This window comes from Streptomyces herbicida (assembly GCF_032656585.1).
GTDB classification, from domain to species: Bacteria; Actinomycetota; Actinomycetes; order Streptomycetales; family Streptomycetaceae; genus Streptomyces; species Streptomyces herbicida.
Window position 1 is genome coordinate 289128 of sequence record NZ_JAUYWJ010000002.1, and the last position, 15837, is coordinate 304964.

A 15837-nucleotide genomic window follows, 5' to 3' on the forward strand; every position below is an offset into this window, starting at 1 on the left:
AGCTCTTACGTGACCCTGATCAATCCACCGCTGCTCACCCACGGCGGCACCCACGCTGCCCGCGCCTTCCGGATGATGGTGCGCGACCTCGCCCGCGGCTCGCAGGGCGTGACCGAGGGCGACGACCTGAAGGTGAAGCAGCTGACCACGCCCGGCGCTGGCGTACGGGTGGTCGACGGCTCCGCGGTGATCCGCGGCGCAGCATGGGGCCAGGGCTCGTACACGCAGTACAACGTCGGCGACGCCACCGTGCCCATCGCGCCCACCGGGGCCACCGCCCGCTCGGACCTGGTCTGCCTGCGCGTGGAGGATCCCGAGTACGAGGGCACCCGGAACCCGGAGGCCGACGAGATCGGCTACTTCCATGTGGTCAGCAACGTGTCGGCCACCGCGACCACCGTGCCGTCTGGCATGACCGCGATCCCACTCGCCCGCGTCGACATCCCCGCCAACACCTCGGTCATCACCGACTCGATGATCAAGGACCTACGGCGGATCGCCAACCCTCGCCGCGAACGGACGCTGTACACGGCCTACCCTGGCTCGCTGAGCAGGCTCACCGCGCAGAACGGCCAGTGGTACAACTGGCCGACCGCGGCGCGCTGGAAGGTGCCGATTCCCTCCTGGGCGGTAACCGCGAAGCTGGTGGTGACGCTCGCGGGTCTGCGGCTGTCGGAGTCCGACGTGTTCGCCAACATGCAGACGGTCCTGGGCACCGACTACGGGCAGACCACCGCCATCGACGACGACCAGGGCGCGAACACCCGCCGCAACACAGTCGTGCTCGCCGACACGATCAGCGTTTCTGCGGCGCTTCGCGGGACCACTCAGGACCTTTACGTCCGCACTCAGCCCTCCAAGTCCGAGTGGGGCAACCTCGGCGTCGACGCGGCGACCTCGCTGATCGCCGATGTCGAGTTCACCGAGGGCGTGCGGTGAGGGCCGGGCGATGACGACGTCGTACCGCTACCGAAGCTGGCACGCCCTGACCGGTGAGTCGTTGGCCACTGACCTACCACTGTCCGACGTGGAGTTCGGCCTGGCTCTCAACGCGACCGGCGACTTCTCGGGCCGCCTGGAGCCGCGCTTCGCCCACCTCCTCCCGTCCCAGCTGGACCCCGGCAATACGCTGCTCACCGCGGAGCGGGACGACAGCCTGCTGTGGGGCGGCATCGTCTGGCGGGCGGAACCGGAAGGTGCCGCGTACCCCATCGAGGCCGCGGGGTGGGGCAGCTACCTACACCGACGCCACGACGTCCACGGCAACCTCGGCGGCCGCGGCCCGTACACCTATGCCGATCCCTGCGGGGTCATCCGCGACGCCTGGGCGTACGCGCAGTCGCAGCCCGACGGAGACCTCGGCGTGACCGTGGACGCCATCACCAGCAAGGCCAAGGCCGGCACCCCGGCCGAGCCGTACACCACCGAGTGGTGGGAGGCGCCGGTGCTGGGCGAGGTCGTCGACGACATGACGCAGATCGACGGCGGCCCCGAGTGGACCGAGGCCACCGACTGGACCGCCACCAGCCGCCCCGGCGGCCGTATCCGCCTCGGCTGGCCCCGCCTCGGCACCCGCCGCACCGACATCTCCTTCGCCTCCGGCATCAACGTCGCCGGCACCGTCCCGGTGGCCTACGACGCCGACGAGTATGCCCAGGTCGTCATCGCCCTCGGCGCCGGAGAGGGCCGCAGCCGACGCCGCGCCGTCGACGCGATCCGCAACGGCCGCCTACGCCTGGAACACGTCCTCGAAGCCCCCGCCGAGAAGGCCAACGATCGCCTGGCCGCCCGGGCCCGCGCCGAACGCACCGCCCGCCAGATCCTCGGCGAGGTCACCGAGATCCAGGTCCGCGACCACCCAGCCGCCCCGGTTGGCAGCTGGCAGATCGGCGACGACATCCGTGTGTCCCTCCACGACCAGTGGTCGGACTACGACGGCTGGTGCCGCATCACCGCCTGGACGCTCCGCCCGCCCCAGGGCGACGACCCCGAGCGCATCACCCTGACCCTCGCCCGTGCCGACCGCTTCACCTACGGGAGCTGACCGCCATGGCCAACGACCTCGCGAAACTGGCGGCCCGCATCGCCACCCTGGAACGCCGCCTCACCCAGCAGACCCGCACCTCCCGCCTCGCGTACTCCTCGATCGAGAACGGCGCGCTGGACGTGTACGACGAGAACGGCTCCTTGCGCGCCGTCATCGGTCAGCAGCCGGACGGAACCACGGCGGTCAACATCGTCAACGCCCCGCCTCCGCCGCCGCCGAGCCAGCCCACCGCGGTGTCCGTGCTCGGCGGCATCGCCGCCACCTGGGAAGGCACCTTCGCAGACGCCGTCGCCGCGCCGTTGGACTTCGCGCGAGTCGAGATCCATGCCTCCGCCCAGGATGGGTTCACCCCCGGCCCGACAACCCTGCGCGGCACCCTGGAGTCCCCGCTCGGCGGCACCCTCACCATCCCCGCCGACGGGCCACTGTACGTACGCCTGATCGCCCGCAACACCTCCGGCACATCCTCCGGCCCCTCGCTCCAGAGCGGCCCGGTCGGCCCGGCACCTGTCGTCGCCCAGTCGGTCCTCGACGGCATCATCACGGAAACCGCGCTGGCCGACGACGCCGTCTCCCGCGCGAAACTGCAGATCGGCGCGGTCGGCCACAACCAGCTCGCCATCGGCACCGGCAACCTCATGCCAGACCCAAGCTTCGAGGGCGCCTTCACCGAGCAGCTCATCGCCGCATCCAGCCAGTGGCGCCTGACCGAGGGCAACGGGTCCCCCCGGGGCCTGCGGGTCGACGGCACCAACAGTGGGCCCGCCTCTCCCAGCCTGCGCGTCACGGAGCTGGCCGTCTCCCCGGGGGACCGGTTCTACCTGGCCTTCGACTCCCGCGTCTCCGCCGACTGGGCCGGGAACTCGATCCGCTTCTACCTGCGCTGGCAGGACGCGGCCGGGGAAGTGCTCGGCTACGGCACGGCGATCGCCACCCCCACACCCGGCGCCGACTGGACCCGTACGAGCCAGCAGGTCCAGGCCCCGGCCGGGACCGTGACCGCCACCGTGTGGCTGCAGAACTTCCAGGCCACCGCCGGCACGGCGGACTTCGACAACGCGCAGATCCGCACCGTCATCGGCGCAGGCATGGTGGTGGCCGAGTCCATCGGCACCCTGGAACTGGCCGCGGAGTCCGTGACCGGCGAGAAGGTGGTGGCGAAGACCCTCACGGCCCGCGAGATCAAGGCCCTGTCCGTGACAGGCGACGAGATCGCTACCAACACCCTCACCGCCCGCCACATTGCCGCGGGCTCCCTGTCGGCCTCCCGGCTGGCGATCGGCACCACCGGCAACCTGGTCGGCGACCCCTCGTACGAGAACGGCGTCATCGCGACCTACATCGCGGGCAAGGACGAGTTCGCCATCGAGGACGGCGGCAACAACTCCGCCAAGTGCCTGCGCATCACGGCGGGCGCGGACACCTACCGATGGCTCCAGCACGCCACCTCGCCCGTCCTCCCGGGCGACCGATACTGGATCGCCGCCGACTACAGAACGTCCAACGACTTCACCGGCGGCAAGGTCATGCTGTACCTCGGCTTCTACGACGAGGCCAGCACCCGCCTCGGCTCCGACGGCGTCACCGTGTCAGTCCCGGTCACCGACGGCACCTGGCAACGCGTCTCGAAGATCGTCACCATCCCAGCCGGCGCGTCCGAGGCAAACGTGCGCGTCGGCATCGACGCCACCGGCAACACCACCGCCACCGGCCGGGCCTACTTCGACAACCTCGAGTGCCGCTCGCTCCTCAGCACCCCGGGAACCGGAGCCCGCGCCGAGCTCTCGCCCCAAGGGCTGCGCCTTTACGACGAGTCGGGGGACGAGGCCGTGTCCCTGACCACCGGCTCCCCCAACTACCTCACCCTGACGAACGACGGCACGGCCGTCGCCACCATCGACCAGGACGGCAATACCGGCGTCGCGGACCTCGCGGTCGCGGGGCGGCTCACCATCGCCGGGGATCCCATCGAAACCTACCTGTCCGACTTCGCCCGCGGCCTGGTCGCCGTCGACTACCAGGCCACCTCCGTGTCGGCGGGCACGACCGACTACGGCTACGTCGAGCTCTCGTTCGACGCCGAGACGAGCCGCATGTACCGCGTCGTCCTCGACTGCTACGCCGACCCCTCGGCCGCCGGGGGCGAACTCGTCCTAGCCCTAAAGGACGGTGGTGCGAGCACCCCGACGATCTCCTCCACACAGATCCAGTCCGCGATCTTCCCCATGCCCACGGCCGGCTACAGCCGCATCCACATGGAGACCGTCCGTTCGGGTGCGGCCTTCGGCGCCGGCCTTCACCGCCTGCTGATCACCTTCCGCTGCCAGAACGGCCCCAGCGGCCAGACCGTCCGCCTGTTCGGCGGCTCCAACTACCCCGGCCTGATGTACGTCGAGGACGTGGGCCCGTACGTCCCCGAAACGGGCCAGTACAACACCGGCGGCGGTACGACGACCCCGCCGAAGAAGACCTACACCAAGACCTACGCAGCCTCCTGGTCCGGCTCCTACGCCAACCGCGGCGCGTACAACTCTTACTACGGAAGCAAGTGCCTGCAGGGCTACTACAGCTCGACCAACGGGATGCAGGCGAGCCTGATCGGCTTCCCTTCCTCCCTCGCCACCGACCTCTCCGGCGCCACCATCCAGAAGGCCGAGGTGTACCTCTACTTCGACCACTGGTACTACAACAGCGGCGGCAAGGCGGTCATCAAGGCCCACAAGCACACCTCCCGCCCGTCGACGTTCAGCTCCGACAGCGAGGCGCAGACAATCAGCTGGGGCAAGAACGTCGGCAAGTGGGTCGATATCACTGCCGTGTTCGACTCGACGAGCTGGCGCGGCATCGCTCTCGATCCCAACAACTCGGACAAGACCTACTACGGACGCGCGCAAGGGGTTGGACAGACGTACCCACCGAAGCTGCGGATCACGTACGTCAAGTAGCTGGGTTCCTATAGGCCCGGCACCCAGCCGGTCTGTCTAAGGGTCGGCATGAGTCGGGTGAGGACGTAGGCAACGACGGGTGTCTCCCTGTCCTCCTCCTGGAAACGGATGGTGTGCTGGAAACACTCCGTGTCCTGCGGCTTCGTGAGGTCGAAGGCGGGTTCGAGCGATACACCTGGGCGTGCGACGAGTTCCCTGAGCAGTTCCTCGCCGCAGCCCTCTGCCAGCTGTGCGGTGGTCAGGGCCCTCTTCTGCTTCGGCCGACCGGCTGGCTGAGGCAGCGACAGATAAGCCATCATCCGCTGGAGGCCCGGAGAGAGTTCCGCTATACCGGCGCGGTGCCGACCGTGGAGATTGGCCAGGGCTGCGGGCATCTCCGGGACGAGGGGCGGCTGTTGGAGCACCACATCCCGTTCACCGCTGTCCCATCGTGTGTCGTGAATAGTCAGCGACGGCCGACCTGAAGCCTCGAGCCGCCACTCGGCGGCGAACCCAGCATCGCTCACGCCCGAGAGTGTGGAGCCCTGCTTGGCGACGTAACTGCGGACCAGCTCCAAGGTGAGCGTGTTGCCAAGTTTCATGAAGGACCACGTTCCTGTGCGGCGCCGGGGCGAATCCCCCGCGGCATCGGAGGCGACAACCGGCGACAAGTCGTTCATAACTCCCGCCGGATAAATAACACAAGGCGCACGAAGGATGCGCCAGAATCGGTAACTTCGGTCTCTGCTGCACCTATGCCGCACACCGATCGCCTGACACAAATACTGGCTTCATTCGCCACCTGTCGGCCGAATCAGGCCCCGGGGTCGAACAGCATCGGACGCGTACGGGGAGTGCGTTAGGCTCCGTCTCGGTGGGCGACCCTCCGCCCCGCATTACTCGCGGCACCTTGGTGCCTGCCGTACAGAGGGACCGCCGGGTAGCTCCTGGCGTCGTTCGACAGCACGGAGGCGCGGGGGAGAAAGCGTCCCGACGTGGCCCAGTCACTGTCTGCAGACCAGTTCCTCGCCGCCCTGAAGAAGTCCGGCGTCCGCGTCGTCGAGCACGGCAACTGGCGCACCCACAACCGCAACCACAAGGGCGCCTGGGGCCCGCTCCACGGCGTCGTGATCCATCACACCGGCCCATACTCCACCGAGGCAAGCATGGTGGAACTCTGCCGCACCGGCTACACCTCCCTGCCAGGCCCGCTGTGCCACGGAGTCATCGACCGCTCCGGCACCGTCCACCTCGTCGGCTACGGCCGCGCCAACCACGCCGGCTCCGGCGACGATGACGTTCTCAAGGCCGTAATCGCCGAGCAGCCCCTCCCGCCGGACAACGAGGCCAACACCGACGGCAATCCACACTTCTACGGCTTCGAGTGCATCAACACCGGCGGCGGCCAGACGTGGCCTGATGCCCAACTCGACGCCATGCACAGGGTCAGCGCGGCCCTGTGTCAGGCCCACGGCTGGAGCGAGCGGTCGGTGATCGGCCACAAGGAGTGGCAGCCCGGCAAGCCGGACCCGGCCGGCATCTCGATGGACGGATTCCGCACGGCGGTCGCCAAGCTCCTCGGCGGAAAGCCGCCAAGCAGCAGCACACCGCCCCCGGAGGACAAACCGGAATACGCCCCGTTCCCCGGCTCCGACTACTTCCACATCGGCCGCCGCTCCGCTCTGATCACTGCGATGGGCAGGCGGCTCGTCGCGGAGGGCTGCGGCAAGTACAGCAGGGGCCCCGGCCCGAGCTGGACCGAGGCCGACCGCCGCTCGTACGCCGCGTGGCAACGCAAGCTCGGCTACTCCGGCGACGACGCCGACGGCGTCCCGGGCCCGACCAGCTGGGCCAAGCTCCGTGTCCCCAAGCCCTGACCCCTCGCCCCCGGAGAGGACACCGACCCCATGGCCACCATCAACAGCACCCCGAAGCTGCTCGCCGACATCACCGAGCGCGCCGTCCTCACGTACGTCGAGGCGTTCCTCGGCCTCCTCCTCGCGTCCGGCACGACCAACGTCGTCACCCTGTCCGCGCTCCAGTCGGCGGCCGTCGCCGCGATCCCGGCTGGCCTCGCCGTGGTGAAGGGAGCCGTCGGTTCCCTACTCGGCCGCACCGGTACGGCTTCGTGGCTCCCCTCCAGGAGCGACCCGGCCTCCACCACCATCAACTGACCTACGGAGCAGACGCCATGCCCGACGGAGAGATCGCCCTGGAGCTCGCCGAACTCCGGCGCGCCCTCGAGGTCGGGCTGGCGCGCATCGACGGCCAACTCGCGCTCCTGGTCCAGCGATCCGACCAGATCGACAAGGCGATCGAGGAACTCGACGCTCGCGTGACCGCCCTCGAACGAAACCGCTGGCCACTTCCCACCATCAGCACCATCACCGGCCTCGCCGCTCTCGGTGTTGCCATCTGGTCCGCGATCGGCCACTAACGGCACCGGTCACCGAGCAGCGCGGAAAAGAAGGAGACCGGATTGACCATGCCTGACCTGATTTGGGCCAATCTGCTCGTGCTGTGTCTCGCGTACGAGCTGTTCACCCTGGTGGACAACACGGACGGTAACACCCTCTCCGAACGCGTTCGCGCCTGGTTTCGCGTCCGCACCCGCTCGGGCCGCGCGGTCTTCGCGCTCATTTGGACCGGCTTCGCCGCCTGGTTCCTGGTGCACATCTTGGGGTGAAGGGCGCAGAACGCGGCAGCGCCCCAGGCAGAGTGCGAGTCAGATCCTGGGGCGCTGTTCCACAAAGGAAAGAGAAAAGAAGCCTACGGGTCCATCGCCTGCGCTGCAATTTCCCAGCTGGTGTGACTCTCAAGGCGTCCACAACCGAACGTGCTGCCGCAGATGAAGCACCTGCGGCAGCACGCATGCGACAGAGACCCTCGCGGCAACGCGGTCTCATCACGAAATTCCCCTGGTTCCGGGTGGAGCCCACAGACACCTGGGGAGCCAGACCTACTGGCCCGACTGCGCTGTCCACACCTGGCCAGCTACCGCATGGTCTCCGGCCACGCTGCCGCCACGCAAACTCTAGGTGGGACAACGATGCGGAAATCTCGAGTCTGAACCATCACTGGCCTGCATCTTGGCGCCCAGGCGAAGCGCCGAGTCGGTCCCGGCCGCGTGGGACAGGGCTGCGGTTAAACGCCGAGATCCGCACATGAGGATTGGGCAAGCACCCTCAGAGCCTGTAACCATCTCGTCAGCGCCTATGCGGGCGTCGGCAACCGCCCGCGTAGGCAGCTCAGTTGGAGCCCACAGGTACCGGAAGGAACGTTCATGAACCATCAGCGCATGGCCAGCGCCCCCTGCGTGCAGGTGAGGCAGCAGCCATTGACCTGGCCCGAGCTGATTGTCGTCGTCGTTGTGCTCATCCTCGCCATAGCTCTTGTCGCTACAGGCATGCCGTCCCTGGCGGTGTTCGTATTGCTTGGCGAGTCGTGCTCGCTAGGCATTCGGTTCATTCGCCGTTTGCGCCAGTTGCCCATGCCTAAGCACATGTAGGCATGGGGCGCCGGGAGAATCCGATCGGCGCGTGCGGCAAAGCCCTTCAGACCCTGGCGTCGTGGCTACGTACCCGACGCCAGGAGGCGGGCCTCACCTTCGAACAACTGGCCGCACGTACCGACTACAGTGCAGACACCCTCTCAAGGGCCGCATCGGGCAGCAAGGTACCCAAACGACTGTCTGTGGTCCGCGCCTTCGCCGAAGCGTGTGGCGCCGACCCAGACGAAGCCGAGCGACTCTGGAAGCGTGCCCGGTACGAGGAGAGACACCTACGCACTGGTAGTGCAAACAGCTACACGCCCCATGTCGACTACGTCACCAACTTCGCCGAGCTACACGCAGCCATGCTGGACCTGTACCACAAGGAAGGAACGTTGCCCTACCGGGAGCTAGACCGACGGGCTGGTGCCAAAGGTCTGCTGCCGCATACGACCATTGGGCGCGTACTCCATCGAGATGCGATACCCAGCTTGGAGTTCACGATTGCCTTCGCATGGGCGTGCGGGGTTAGAGGCACCGCCTTGGGCGCTTGGAGGCGCGCCTGGGACCGAGCGGATGATCAGCGCCAGATGGTCCGATACTCATCTCGCGCTCGCTTCCGTGCCAGCACCGCTGAGGACCCGTCGCGGCGATGCAAGGGATGCACGGGCCTCGGCGTTGGTGGACCGGGGTCATTCTGCCTGAGCTGTCTCCGCTTCGAACGGACCATGCGGCAGCTCAACCACCCCGGCCACGCGCCGAAAGGTCGATGAGCCTGCCAGCACGATGCCAGGGTGATCAGAGCATCCTCAGACGAGAATTAGACTTGATTCGTCAACTTTGTTCTATGGATCGTCGAGCACGGAGGCGTCGTGGCGAAGAAGCGGTTCCCCTACCTCTTGGGGCATGCGGAGATCGCGTTCCTTTACGGCGTGGAACGGCAGACCTCCCAGCTGTGGAAGACCCGTGGCGTGCTGGGGGAACCGGATGTGGTGATCTCCGGGAACCCATACTGGCTCCTGCCAACCGTGCTCGGACTCGCCGAAGACGGGACGCGGGAGTACCTGCCGGAGCGGCTAAAGGAGTACAAGGCCGGCATCGACGGCGGGTATGAGGTCAAGGACGCGGCGGAGCTGCCGGACATCGTCGGCCTCAAGGAGATCCCCTGGGTCTTCGGCAAGAAGTACATGGACGTCTACCAGTGGCGGGTCCGCAGGAGCTTCGCCTCCGAGGACGCGATGATCTCCGGCTCGCCGCTGTGGCTACTGGACACCGTGCTGGAGGACGCCGAGCGCCGCGGGCGGGCGACTGTGCAGGATGGCATCGACCGTATCCGGGCCGGCGAGCGTGAGCAGATCAAGCCTCGCGGTCGGAAGCCCTCGACGGAGCCCAAGGCGACTCCGCCGCCGCTACCGACGGCCAGGACCTTCCGGCCAGGCGAGCACTCGGCGGAGGACGTCGCAGCGTTCGCAGCAGAGCTGCTGGATGCTGGCTTCTCGCTGTCAGTACGACCGAAGCGGTAGCGGAGCCAGCAACTCAGTGGGGTGGGCCCCGCAAACCGGGGCCCACCCCACTGAGTGCACTACGCCGCGGCGCGGGCCTCCTGCCAGCGAGCGGCGTTGACCTTGTCAAGGCGGTAGAACGCCTCGGCCTGGTAGGTGGAGTCGGGGTCAGTACCCCACTCCCACTTCATCGGCCAGTTGCCGCGCTCGTAGTGGGCGTGCAGGTGTCGAGTGAAGGCCGACAGGGCGCCCTTGATCTGACCGCGGTCGAGATTGAGGCGCTCCACGACGGCGGTTGTGCTGTACGAGCGCTCTGGCTCGCGGGCGAGGATGTCCAGCAGGGTCGCGACTCGCTGGACCGATGGCAGATCCGTGGCGATCAGAGACTTGAAGTCCTCAACGGTCCACTCCACCACCGGCCAGTCTCCGTCCTGTTCGGCACCCTGGGTGCCACCAGGCAGCGGACTACTCGTCTCGCCCTCCTTCAGGTCGAGTTCAGCAAGCAGGGCGTAAACACGAGTGACGTACTGGGCAGGGACGGGTACGGAGATGAACTGCTGGTCCTGAGACACGGCTCCCCCAAACTCCGGCAACGGACGGCAGGTTGACGCCAAACAGCCTGACAGACAGTCCACTTCACTGTCTACTGAAGAATGAACTCCATCTACTTTCTAAGACTTGGAGTAGACAGACGAACGGCGACACAACACCAAGGGGCCACAGCAGTCATCGAACCAGGGTGCCAAACCGCACTCAACGCACTTAGGGTGTGGTCAACATGTGTTGTGACAGAACTCGGTCTTCTGGGGGACAGGGATGCATGCGCACCACCAGGCGGAGCTACCGCTGGAGATAGCAGAGCCAGACCACGCCCACCTTCACGACGAGCCAACCATCGACGAGCGCAGAGGACTTCCACGCCGCACACCCCTGGGTACTGGAAGCCCTGGAAGACCTCACGGCACGCTGGCTCGAAACCGGCGGTGGACGCATCGGCGTCAAGGCACTGTTCGAGCAACTCCGCTGGTCGCGGCCAGAGATCTCGAACGGCAGGCCATTCCGACTGAACAACGACTTCACCTCGCGCTATGCGCGCCTGTTGTGCGCGCGCCATCCGGAGTGGGCGGGCGTGTTCCAGCTCCGCAGCCTGCGCACAGCCGACGAGGATTGATAGTTCGAACTTGACGGTCAAGAGTCAGTGAAATAGATTTTGATTAACTTCAATTGATCTCGACATGTGTTGTGACAGTTGAAGTCTAAGCGAGGGGAACCACAATGCATGGAGGGGATGTGGCCGACGCTCCGGTCACCTGGCTCGCGATCCGCGAGGACCAGAAGGCGTTCGAGGACCAGCAGTTGCGCGCGTTGCGCGCGGCGTTCCCGGATCTGGCGGAGGCCAGTCCGGCGCAACTGGGGATCTTCTTCCACTACTGCAAGGCGTCGGGGCTCGACCCCTTCGGTCGGCAGATCTACATGATCAAACGCAAGTCGCGCGGCGAGATCCGCTGGACCATCCAGACCGGCATCGACGGCTACCGGCTCATCGCGCGCCGAGCCGCCGACCGTGCCGGCCAGTCCATCGCGTACGAGGACTTCGTCTGGTACGACGCCGAGGGCGGCGAGCACACAGTGTGGCTACGTGACGAACCGCCGGCCGCCTGCCGGGTCGTCGTCTGGCGTGGTGACTCTCGCTTCCCAGCCGTCGCCCACTGGCGGGAGTACGCGCCGAAGGTGTGGGACTACGAGGCGCAGGAGTACAAGCTGGGTGGCCTGTGGCCGCAGATGCCCGCCAGCCAGCTGAGCAAGGTCGCGGAGGCGCTCGCCCTGCGCCGGGCCTGTCCCGCGGACCTCTCCGGCCTGCACGTCGACGAGGAGATGCACGCGGCCGACGCGGCGGAGTCCCGTGAGCGCGTCCAGGTCGCCGCCGCACGGCTGAAGAACGACACGACAGAGCAGCCCGACAAGGCCCAGTCGGCCGGAAAGGCTCCGTCGCCCGGAGATGTGGTCGAGGCCGAAGTCCTCGAAACCCGGAACGGCGACGCGACGTCGAGCACCGTGTCGGCGCGGGAGAGCAAGACATCGCCACCTGCCGACCCGCACGCCGAACTGGACAAGACACGCAGGGAAGTTCAGCGACTGGCCGACCGCCTCGGCATGGCCTTCGACACCGTCAACGACCGGTGCTTCGACGACTTCGGCGTCTCCTACCAGGACGCCAGTGCCGAACAGCTGCGTGGCCTCCTCGGCTCGCTGCAGCCGGACGGTGAAACCGGTGGCGACGCTTCCGCCGAAGACGACCCGACGGCCGAGACCCCACCCACTCGCCGGCGTGCCCCGGCCAAGAAGGCGGCGCCGCGCAAGGCCGCCGCGAAGAAGACGGCGTCACGGAAGAGCGCTGCGAAGAAGGCGTCGCCCCGCAGCTCCTCCCGGAGCAAGGCCGACGCCACCACGGCTCAGTAGCCCCTCTGCCCGTCAGGCGATGGAGCAGACCTCCCGACAGAGTGCGAGAACACCATGACCACCGACAGCGTCGTCGACAACCTCGTCGTCCCCGTACCCGACCTGTGGAAGGGCGCGCACCGCGACGACCGCGCCAGACCCCGCTCCCGCCAGCGCCTTCTCGGCCCGTCGTCGGTCGGCCTGTGCAGACGCCGAGCCGCCTACGAGGTCCACGGCACCTGGCCGACCGACCTCGCCGACAACATGCACGCCGCGATCCTCGGCACGTGGCTGCACGAGGGCATCCTGCGCGTCCTGCGGGAGCAGTACGGCGCCCACACTGAGCTGGAGCTCACCGACGGCGTGATCCTCGGCCACGCCGATGCCTACTGGGCTCCGGGCAACCTCCGACAGCAGGCCGCGAAGCGCGGGTCCACGGAGGGGCCGGCCGATGACGTGGGCGTCGTGGAGGACGTGAAGACCAAGAGCACCCGGGCCCTCGACGTCGTCGTGCGTCAGGGTCCCAGCCAGGCCGAGTGGTTTCAGGTCCACCTGTACGCCCATCTCCTCCGCGCTGGCGGCCTCAAGGACCACCCCCACCTGCCGACCGGTGAACCTCTGCCGGTCGACGTCGTGCGGCTGCGCTACGTCGGCCGCGAGTACGGGCAGGTCGTCGTCCACCAGCGCGCGTACGACGAGGACGTCACCCAGCAGGCCCTGGCATGGGCAGAGGACGTCCTGGCCAGTCCCGAACCGGAGGCCATGCCGCGCGACCTCGACGGCCCCGGGCTGTCGATCATCTGCGACAACTGCCCGTTCAAGACAGCCTGTTGGAACCTTGACCAGCTCTCCGACGACCGCGCCCCGCAGACGATCCTCGCCGAGGACACGGCAGCCATCACCGAGGCTCTGCACGCCTACGCCGAAGCCGCCGAGGTGGAGAGCGCCGCGAAGAAGCGCAAGGCCAAGGCCCGCAAGATGCTGGACGCCGCAGACGCTGGCACGTACGGCGCCTTCAAACTGTCCTGGTCCGGCGGCAACCCGCGGCCGCCCGAGCCCGACCCCGCAGCGATGATCCGCGTCCTCGAGGGCCTCAGCATCGACATCCCCATGCGGCCCGGTGGGCGAACATCCCGCACGATCGGTGTCACGCGCCTGCCCGAGACCTCCTGATCACTTCGCTCGATCCGCTCGCTCGATCACGAGCCGGGGCAGCAGAGGCTCGGAATCCTGCGATCGGTGCGCCCCGGCCCGCACCCACTGTTCAGCCAACACCCCTGGAGGGGGACCACCTTGTCCACAGCCATGCCCTTCGAACACCTCGCGAGCACCCCGACGCCCGAGACGCGCGACGACGCACAGACCCGTATCGACGAGGCGCTCCACGCGCTCGCCGCCTACGAGGGCGACGACGTCCTCGGCCTCATGCTCCATCTGACGGCCGTCCTCAACGAGGCCGAACCGCACACAAGCCCGGCCCAGCCGCCTCACCCTCTGCCCGACGACCGCATCCGGCAGCGGCTTGCCGACAGGCTCACGGCGGCCTGGCCCCGCATGGACTTCGCCGGCCACGCCCGGGACGTCGCCGACACCGTCATGCAGGTGGTCCTGCCGGTCATCAGCCAGCTGCGTGCAGAGACCGCCGCTTGGCGGGGCAGGGCCGAGCGGGCGGTCCCGCAGCGCGACAGGGCCCGCGCACTCGCGGTCACTCTGGAGCAGACGACCGCCGAGGCGGCCCGGCTCCTGCGCACTGGTCAGCCCGGCCCCGCTCTCGCCGTACTGGAGGGCGACGGCCAACCGCTCGGCCTCGGCGACACCCCGTTCGCCCGCGAACCGGCCCTGAAGGCGGGGCCCGAGTCCGCACCCGCGGACACGTACGCCCCGGACCACGGCAGCAACCTCGACGACGAGGGGTGAGCAGATCGTGCCTACCACCCACCCATCTCGGCCACGGACCACAGCGTCCGCGTTCCACATCAAAGGCATCGACCCCGCCCGCGAGCCCACACGCCGCGTCTACGTCAGCACCACGAACACAGGCGTCCCCGGGGTCGACTTCCTCGCGGTCGAGCGGGTCGTCAACGGAGATCTCCCACTGCCCAGCCTCAACGAGGCCGAGCAGGAACTCGCCGCACGTCTCATGACCCGCGAGGGCCTGGGCGCGGAGGAGATCGCCGAACGTCTCCGCGTGGAGCCCCGCACCGTCACCCGCTGGCGGGCTTCCTGGAAGAGGGAAGAAAGGGAAGGCAGTTGAGCATCGAGGCCATGGCGTGGGCCTTCCGGCAGGACATCCCGAAGCCGGGCGCGAAGCTGGTGCTGCTGGCGCTGTGCGACTTCGCCGACGAGTCGTGGTCCTGCTTCCCGGGTCAGGCCACGTTGGCGGAGAAGACGAGCCAGGGAGAGCGCACGGTCCGCCGGCACCTGGAGTGGCTGGAGAAGGAGGGATTCATCGTCTCACGCGCCCGCTTCTCGGACGGGCGACGCACCAGCAACCGCTACACGATCCACGCCCCTCGTCCGCAGGCGCCACCAGCGTCGGGTTCGTCGACGTCCGGCTCCGAGGCTCCCGCCCAGGAGGCGAAGAAGGGCGGACAGAAGCGCCCCGGAAGACGGACAAAGCAGGCGGCCAAAACGGCCACCGGCCAATCTGACCAGCGGCCAGATGCGACAGGGGAACCGGTCAAACTGGCCGGGGAACCGTCAGAGAACCACCAGAGAAACCCCCTACCCCCGGCGGACGGTGACGGCCGCCAAGGGGCAGGCGGCTGTGCGGCGCATCCGGATTCCCCTGCCGCCAACTGCCGCGGCTGCGGCACCAGCCCGCGCGCCCGTCGCGCCGCTGCTACGGCACAGGAGAAGCGCGAGAAGGACGAGCGTGCCCGCAGCCGGGACCGCCGCTGGTTCCAGGAAGACCAGGCGCGGCGTGCCCGCGCCGCAGACCTCGAAGCCCAGGGCGCTCTGGAGGGGCCACGCCAAGCGGCGCGCGAAGCGCTCAGACGCAACCGCCCACGAGGCGACAGACCACCGAAATAAACAACACTTGACGGTAAGTAATCGCGATTGATAAAATGTTATCAACATTATCAATCAACAACAGACCCCGAAGGGCTTGACTGATGTTCCGACACCTCACCCCCGGCGAACAGCAGGCGCTCACCGCCAGGCTCACCACTCACGGCGTCACGCCCGAGCAGTTCGAGCAGGCCAAAGAGCAGGCGCGCACGATCGGCGAAGCCCTGGCCCGCGCCTACGGCGACGCGATCGGCCGCCCGGTGACCCCGCTCCAGTTCGTTACCGACGTCCTCGGTGTCGAGGGCGCCGGCCGGCTCCTCGTGTGCGCCCTTCGCGAGACGACCGGCCGCCCGGACCTGTACGGCGACATCTGAACAAGACCGGCGCTTTCACACGCGTTCGACATGTGTGGTGACAGACAAC

The 15837-nt window shown here is 68.0% G+C and carries 18 protein-coding genes; 16 read left to right on the plus strand and 2 right to left on the minus strand.

The features are described from left to right. The first annotated feature begins 9 nt into the window (after positions 1–9). Genes Q8A52_RS05015 through Q8A52_RS05025 form a run of 3 tightly spaced genes read left to right on the plus strand, consistent with a single transcriptional unit; the run spans position 10 to position 4992 of the window. Positions 10–939: a hypothetical protein gene (locus Q8A52_RS05015; protein ID WP_316749245.1), complete on the plus strand. Its 930-nt coding sequence runs from the start codon at positions 10–12 to the stop codon at positions 937–939. Between the two features lie 10 nt (positions 940–949). Further along, positions 950–2044 carry a hypothetical protein gene (locus Q8A52_RS05020; RefSeq protein ID WP_316749247.1) on the plus strand — a complete coding sequence of 365 codons (1095 nt, stop codon included), beginning with the start codon at positions 950–952 and terminating at the stop codon, positions 2042–2044. A gap of 5 nt (positions 2045–2049) precedes the next feature. Then, positions 2050–4992 (plus strand): hypothetical protein, encoded by a 2943-nt coding sequence (locus Q8A52_RS05025; protein ID WP_316749249.1) that lies wholly within the window; start codon positions 2050–2052, stop codon positions 4990–4992. Between the two features lie 8 nt (positions 4993–5000). Here the strand turns inward: Q8A52_RS05025 and Q8A52_RS05030 are convergent, their stop codons facing one another. Then, positions 5001–5573 (minus strand): hypothetical protein, encoded by a 573-nt coding sequence (locus Q8A52_RS05030; protein ID WP_316749250.1) that lies wholly within the window; start codon positions 5571–5573, stop codon positions 5001–5003. 393 nt (positions 5574–5966) lie between these two features. Between Q8A52_RS05030 and Q8A52_RS05035 the strand changes: the two genes are divergently transcribed. The 7 genes from Q8A52_RS05035 (at position 5967) to Q8A52_RS05060 (ending at position 9984) form a co-directional block, all read left to right on the plus strand. Beyond that, complete coding sequence (locus Q8A52_RS05035; protein WP_316749252.1) at positions 5967–6848, plus strand: peptidoglycan-binding protein; 882 nt, start codon at positions 5967–5969, stop codon at positions 6846–6848. A 30-nt stretch (positions 6849–6878) separates the two neighbouring features. Continuing rightward, positions 6879–7145 carry a hypothetical protein gene (locus tag Q8A52_RS05040; protein ID WP_316749254.1) on the plus strand — a complete coding sequence of 89 codons (267 nt, stop codon included), beginning with the start codon at positions 6879–6881 and terminating at the stop codon, positions 7143–7145. Between the two features lie 17 nt (positions 7146–7162). Beyond that, the gene (locus Q8A52_RS05045; protein ID WP_316749256.1) at positions 7163–7408 is read left to right on the plus strand and encodes a hypothetical protein; all 246 of its coding nucleotides are present in this window, start codon (positions 7163–7165) and stop codon (positions 7406–7408) included. Positions 7409–7456: 48 nt separating this feature from the next. Further along, positions 7457–7657: a hypothetical protein gene (locus Q8A52_RS05050; protein ID WP_316749257.1), complete on the plus strand. Its 201-nt coding sequence runs from the start codon at positions 7457–7459 to the stop codon at positions 7655–7657. Positions 7658–8254: 597 nt separating this feature from the next. Further along, on the plus strand, positions 8255–8479 hold the full coding sequence (locus Q8A52_RS05055) for a hypothetical protein (protein WP_316749259.1): 225 nt from the start codon (positions 8255–8257) through the stop codon (positions 8477–8479). A 2-nt stretch (positions 8480–8481) separates the two neighbouring features. Continuing rightward, complete coding sequence (locus Q8A52_RS48950; RefSeq protein ID WP_408649169.1) at positions 8482–9234, plus strand: helix-turn-helix domain-containing protein; 753 nt, start codon at positions 8482–8484, stop codon at positions 9232–9234. Between the two features lie 99 nt (positions 9235–9333). Then, positions 9334–9984: a hypothetical protein gene (locus tag Q8A52_RS05060; protein WP_316749261.1), complete on the plus strand. Its 651-nt coding sequence runs from the start codon at positions 9334–9336 to the stop codon at positions 9982–9984. A 59-nt stretch (positions 9985–10043) separates the two neighbouring features. On the opposite strand, the gene Q8A52_RS05065 is transcribed toward Q8A52_RS05060, so the two are convergent. Next, positions 10044–10535: a hypothetical protein gene (locus Q8A52_RS05065; RefSeq protein WP_316749263.1), complete on the minus strand. Its 492-nt coding sequence runs from the start codon at positions 10533–10535 to the stop codon at positions 10044–10046. Between the two features lie 718 nt (positions 10536–11253). Here Q8A52_RS05065 and Q8A52_RS05070 point away from each other — a divergent pair. The 6 genes from Q8A52_RS05070 to Q8A52_RS05095 all read left to right on the plus strand — a co-directional run bounded on the left by Q8A52_RS05070 (position 11254) and on the right by Q8A52_RS05095 (position 15788). Further along, positions 11254–12423, plus strand: a complete 1170-nt coding sequence (locus Q8A52_RS05070; protein WP_316749265.1) for a recombinase RecT — start codon at positions 11254–11256, stop codon at positions 12421–12423. Positions 12424–12477: 54 nt separating this feature from the next. Beyond that, positions 12478–13575, plus strand: a complete 1098-nt coding sequence (locus tag Q8A52_RS05075) for a PD-(D/E)XK nuclease family protein (protein ID WP_316749266.1) — start codon at positions 12478–12480, stop codon at positions 13573–13575. A 120-nt stretch (positions 13576–13695) separates the two neighbouring features. Further along, positions 13696–14319 carry a hypothetical protein gene (locus Q8A52_RS05080; RefSeq protein ID WP_316749268.1) on the plus strand — a complete coding sequence of 208 codons (624 nt, stop codon included), beginning with the start codon at positions 13696–13698 and terminating at the stop codon, positions 14317–14319. A 7-nt stretch (positions 14320–14326) separates the two neighbouring features. After that, positions 14327–14656, plus strand: coding sequence for a helix-turn-helix domain-containing protein (locus Q8A52_RS05085; RefSeq protein ID WP_316749270.1), 330 nt, complete (start codon positions 14327–14329; stop codon positions 14654–14656). Further along, a complete protein-coding gene (locus Q8A52_RS05090; RefSeq protein ID WP_316749272.1) occupies positions 14653–15435 on the plus strand; it encodes a helix-turn-helix domain-containing protein in 783 nt (260 codons plus the stop codon). The genes Q8A52_RS05085 and Q8A52_RS05090 overlap by 4 nt, the downstream gene beginning before the upstream one ends. An 83-nt stretch (positions 15436–15518) precedes the next feature. Next, positions 15519–15788 (plus strand): hypothetical protein, encoded by a 270-nt coding sequence (locus tag Q8A52_RS05095; RefSeq protein ID WP_316749274.1) that lies wholly within the window; start codon positions 15519–15521, stop codon positions 15786–15788. The last annotated feature ends 49 nt before the right edge of the window (positions 15789–15837 follow it).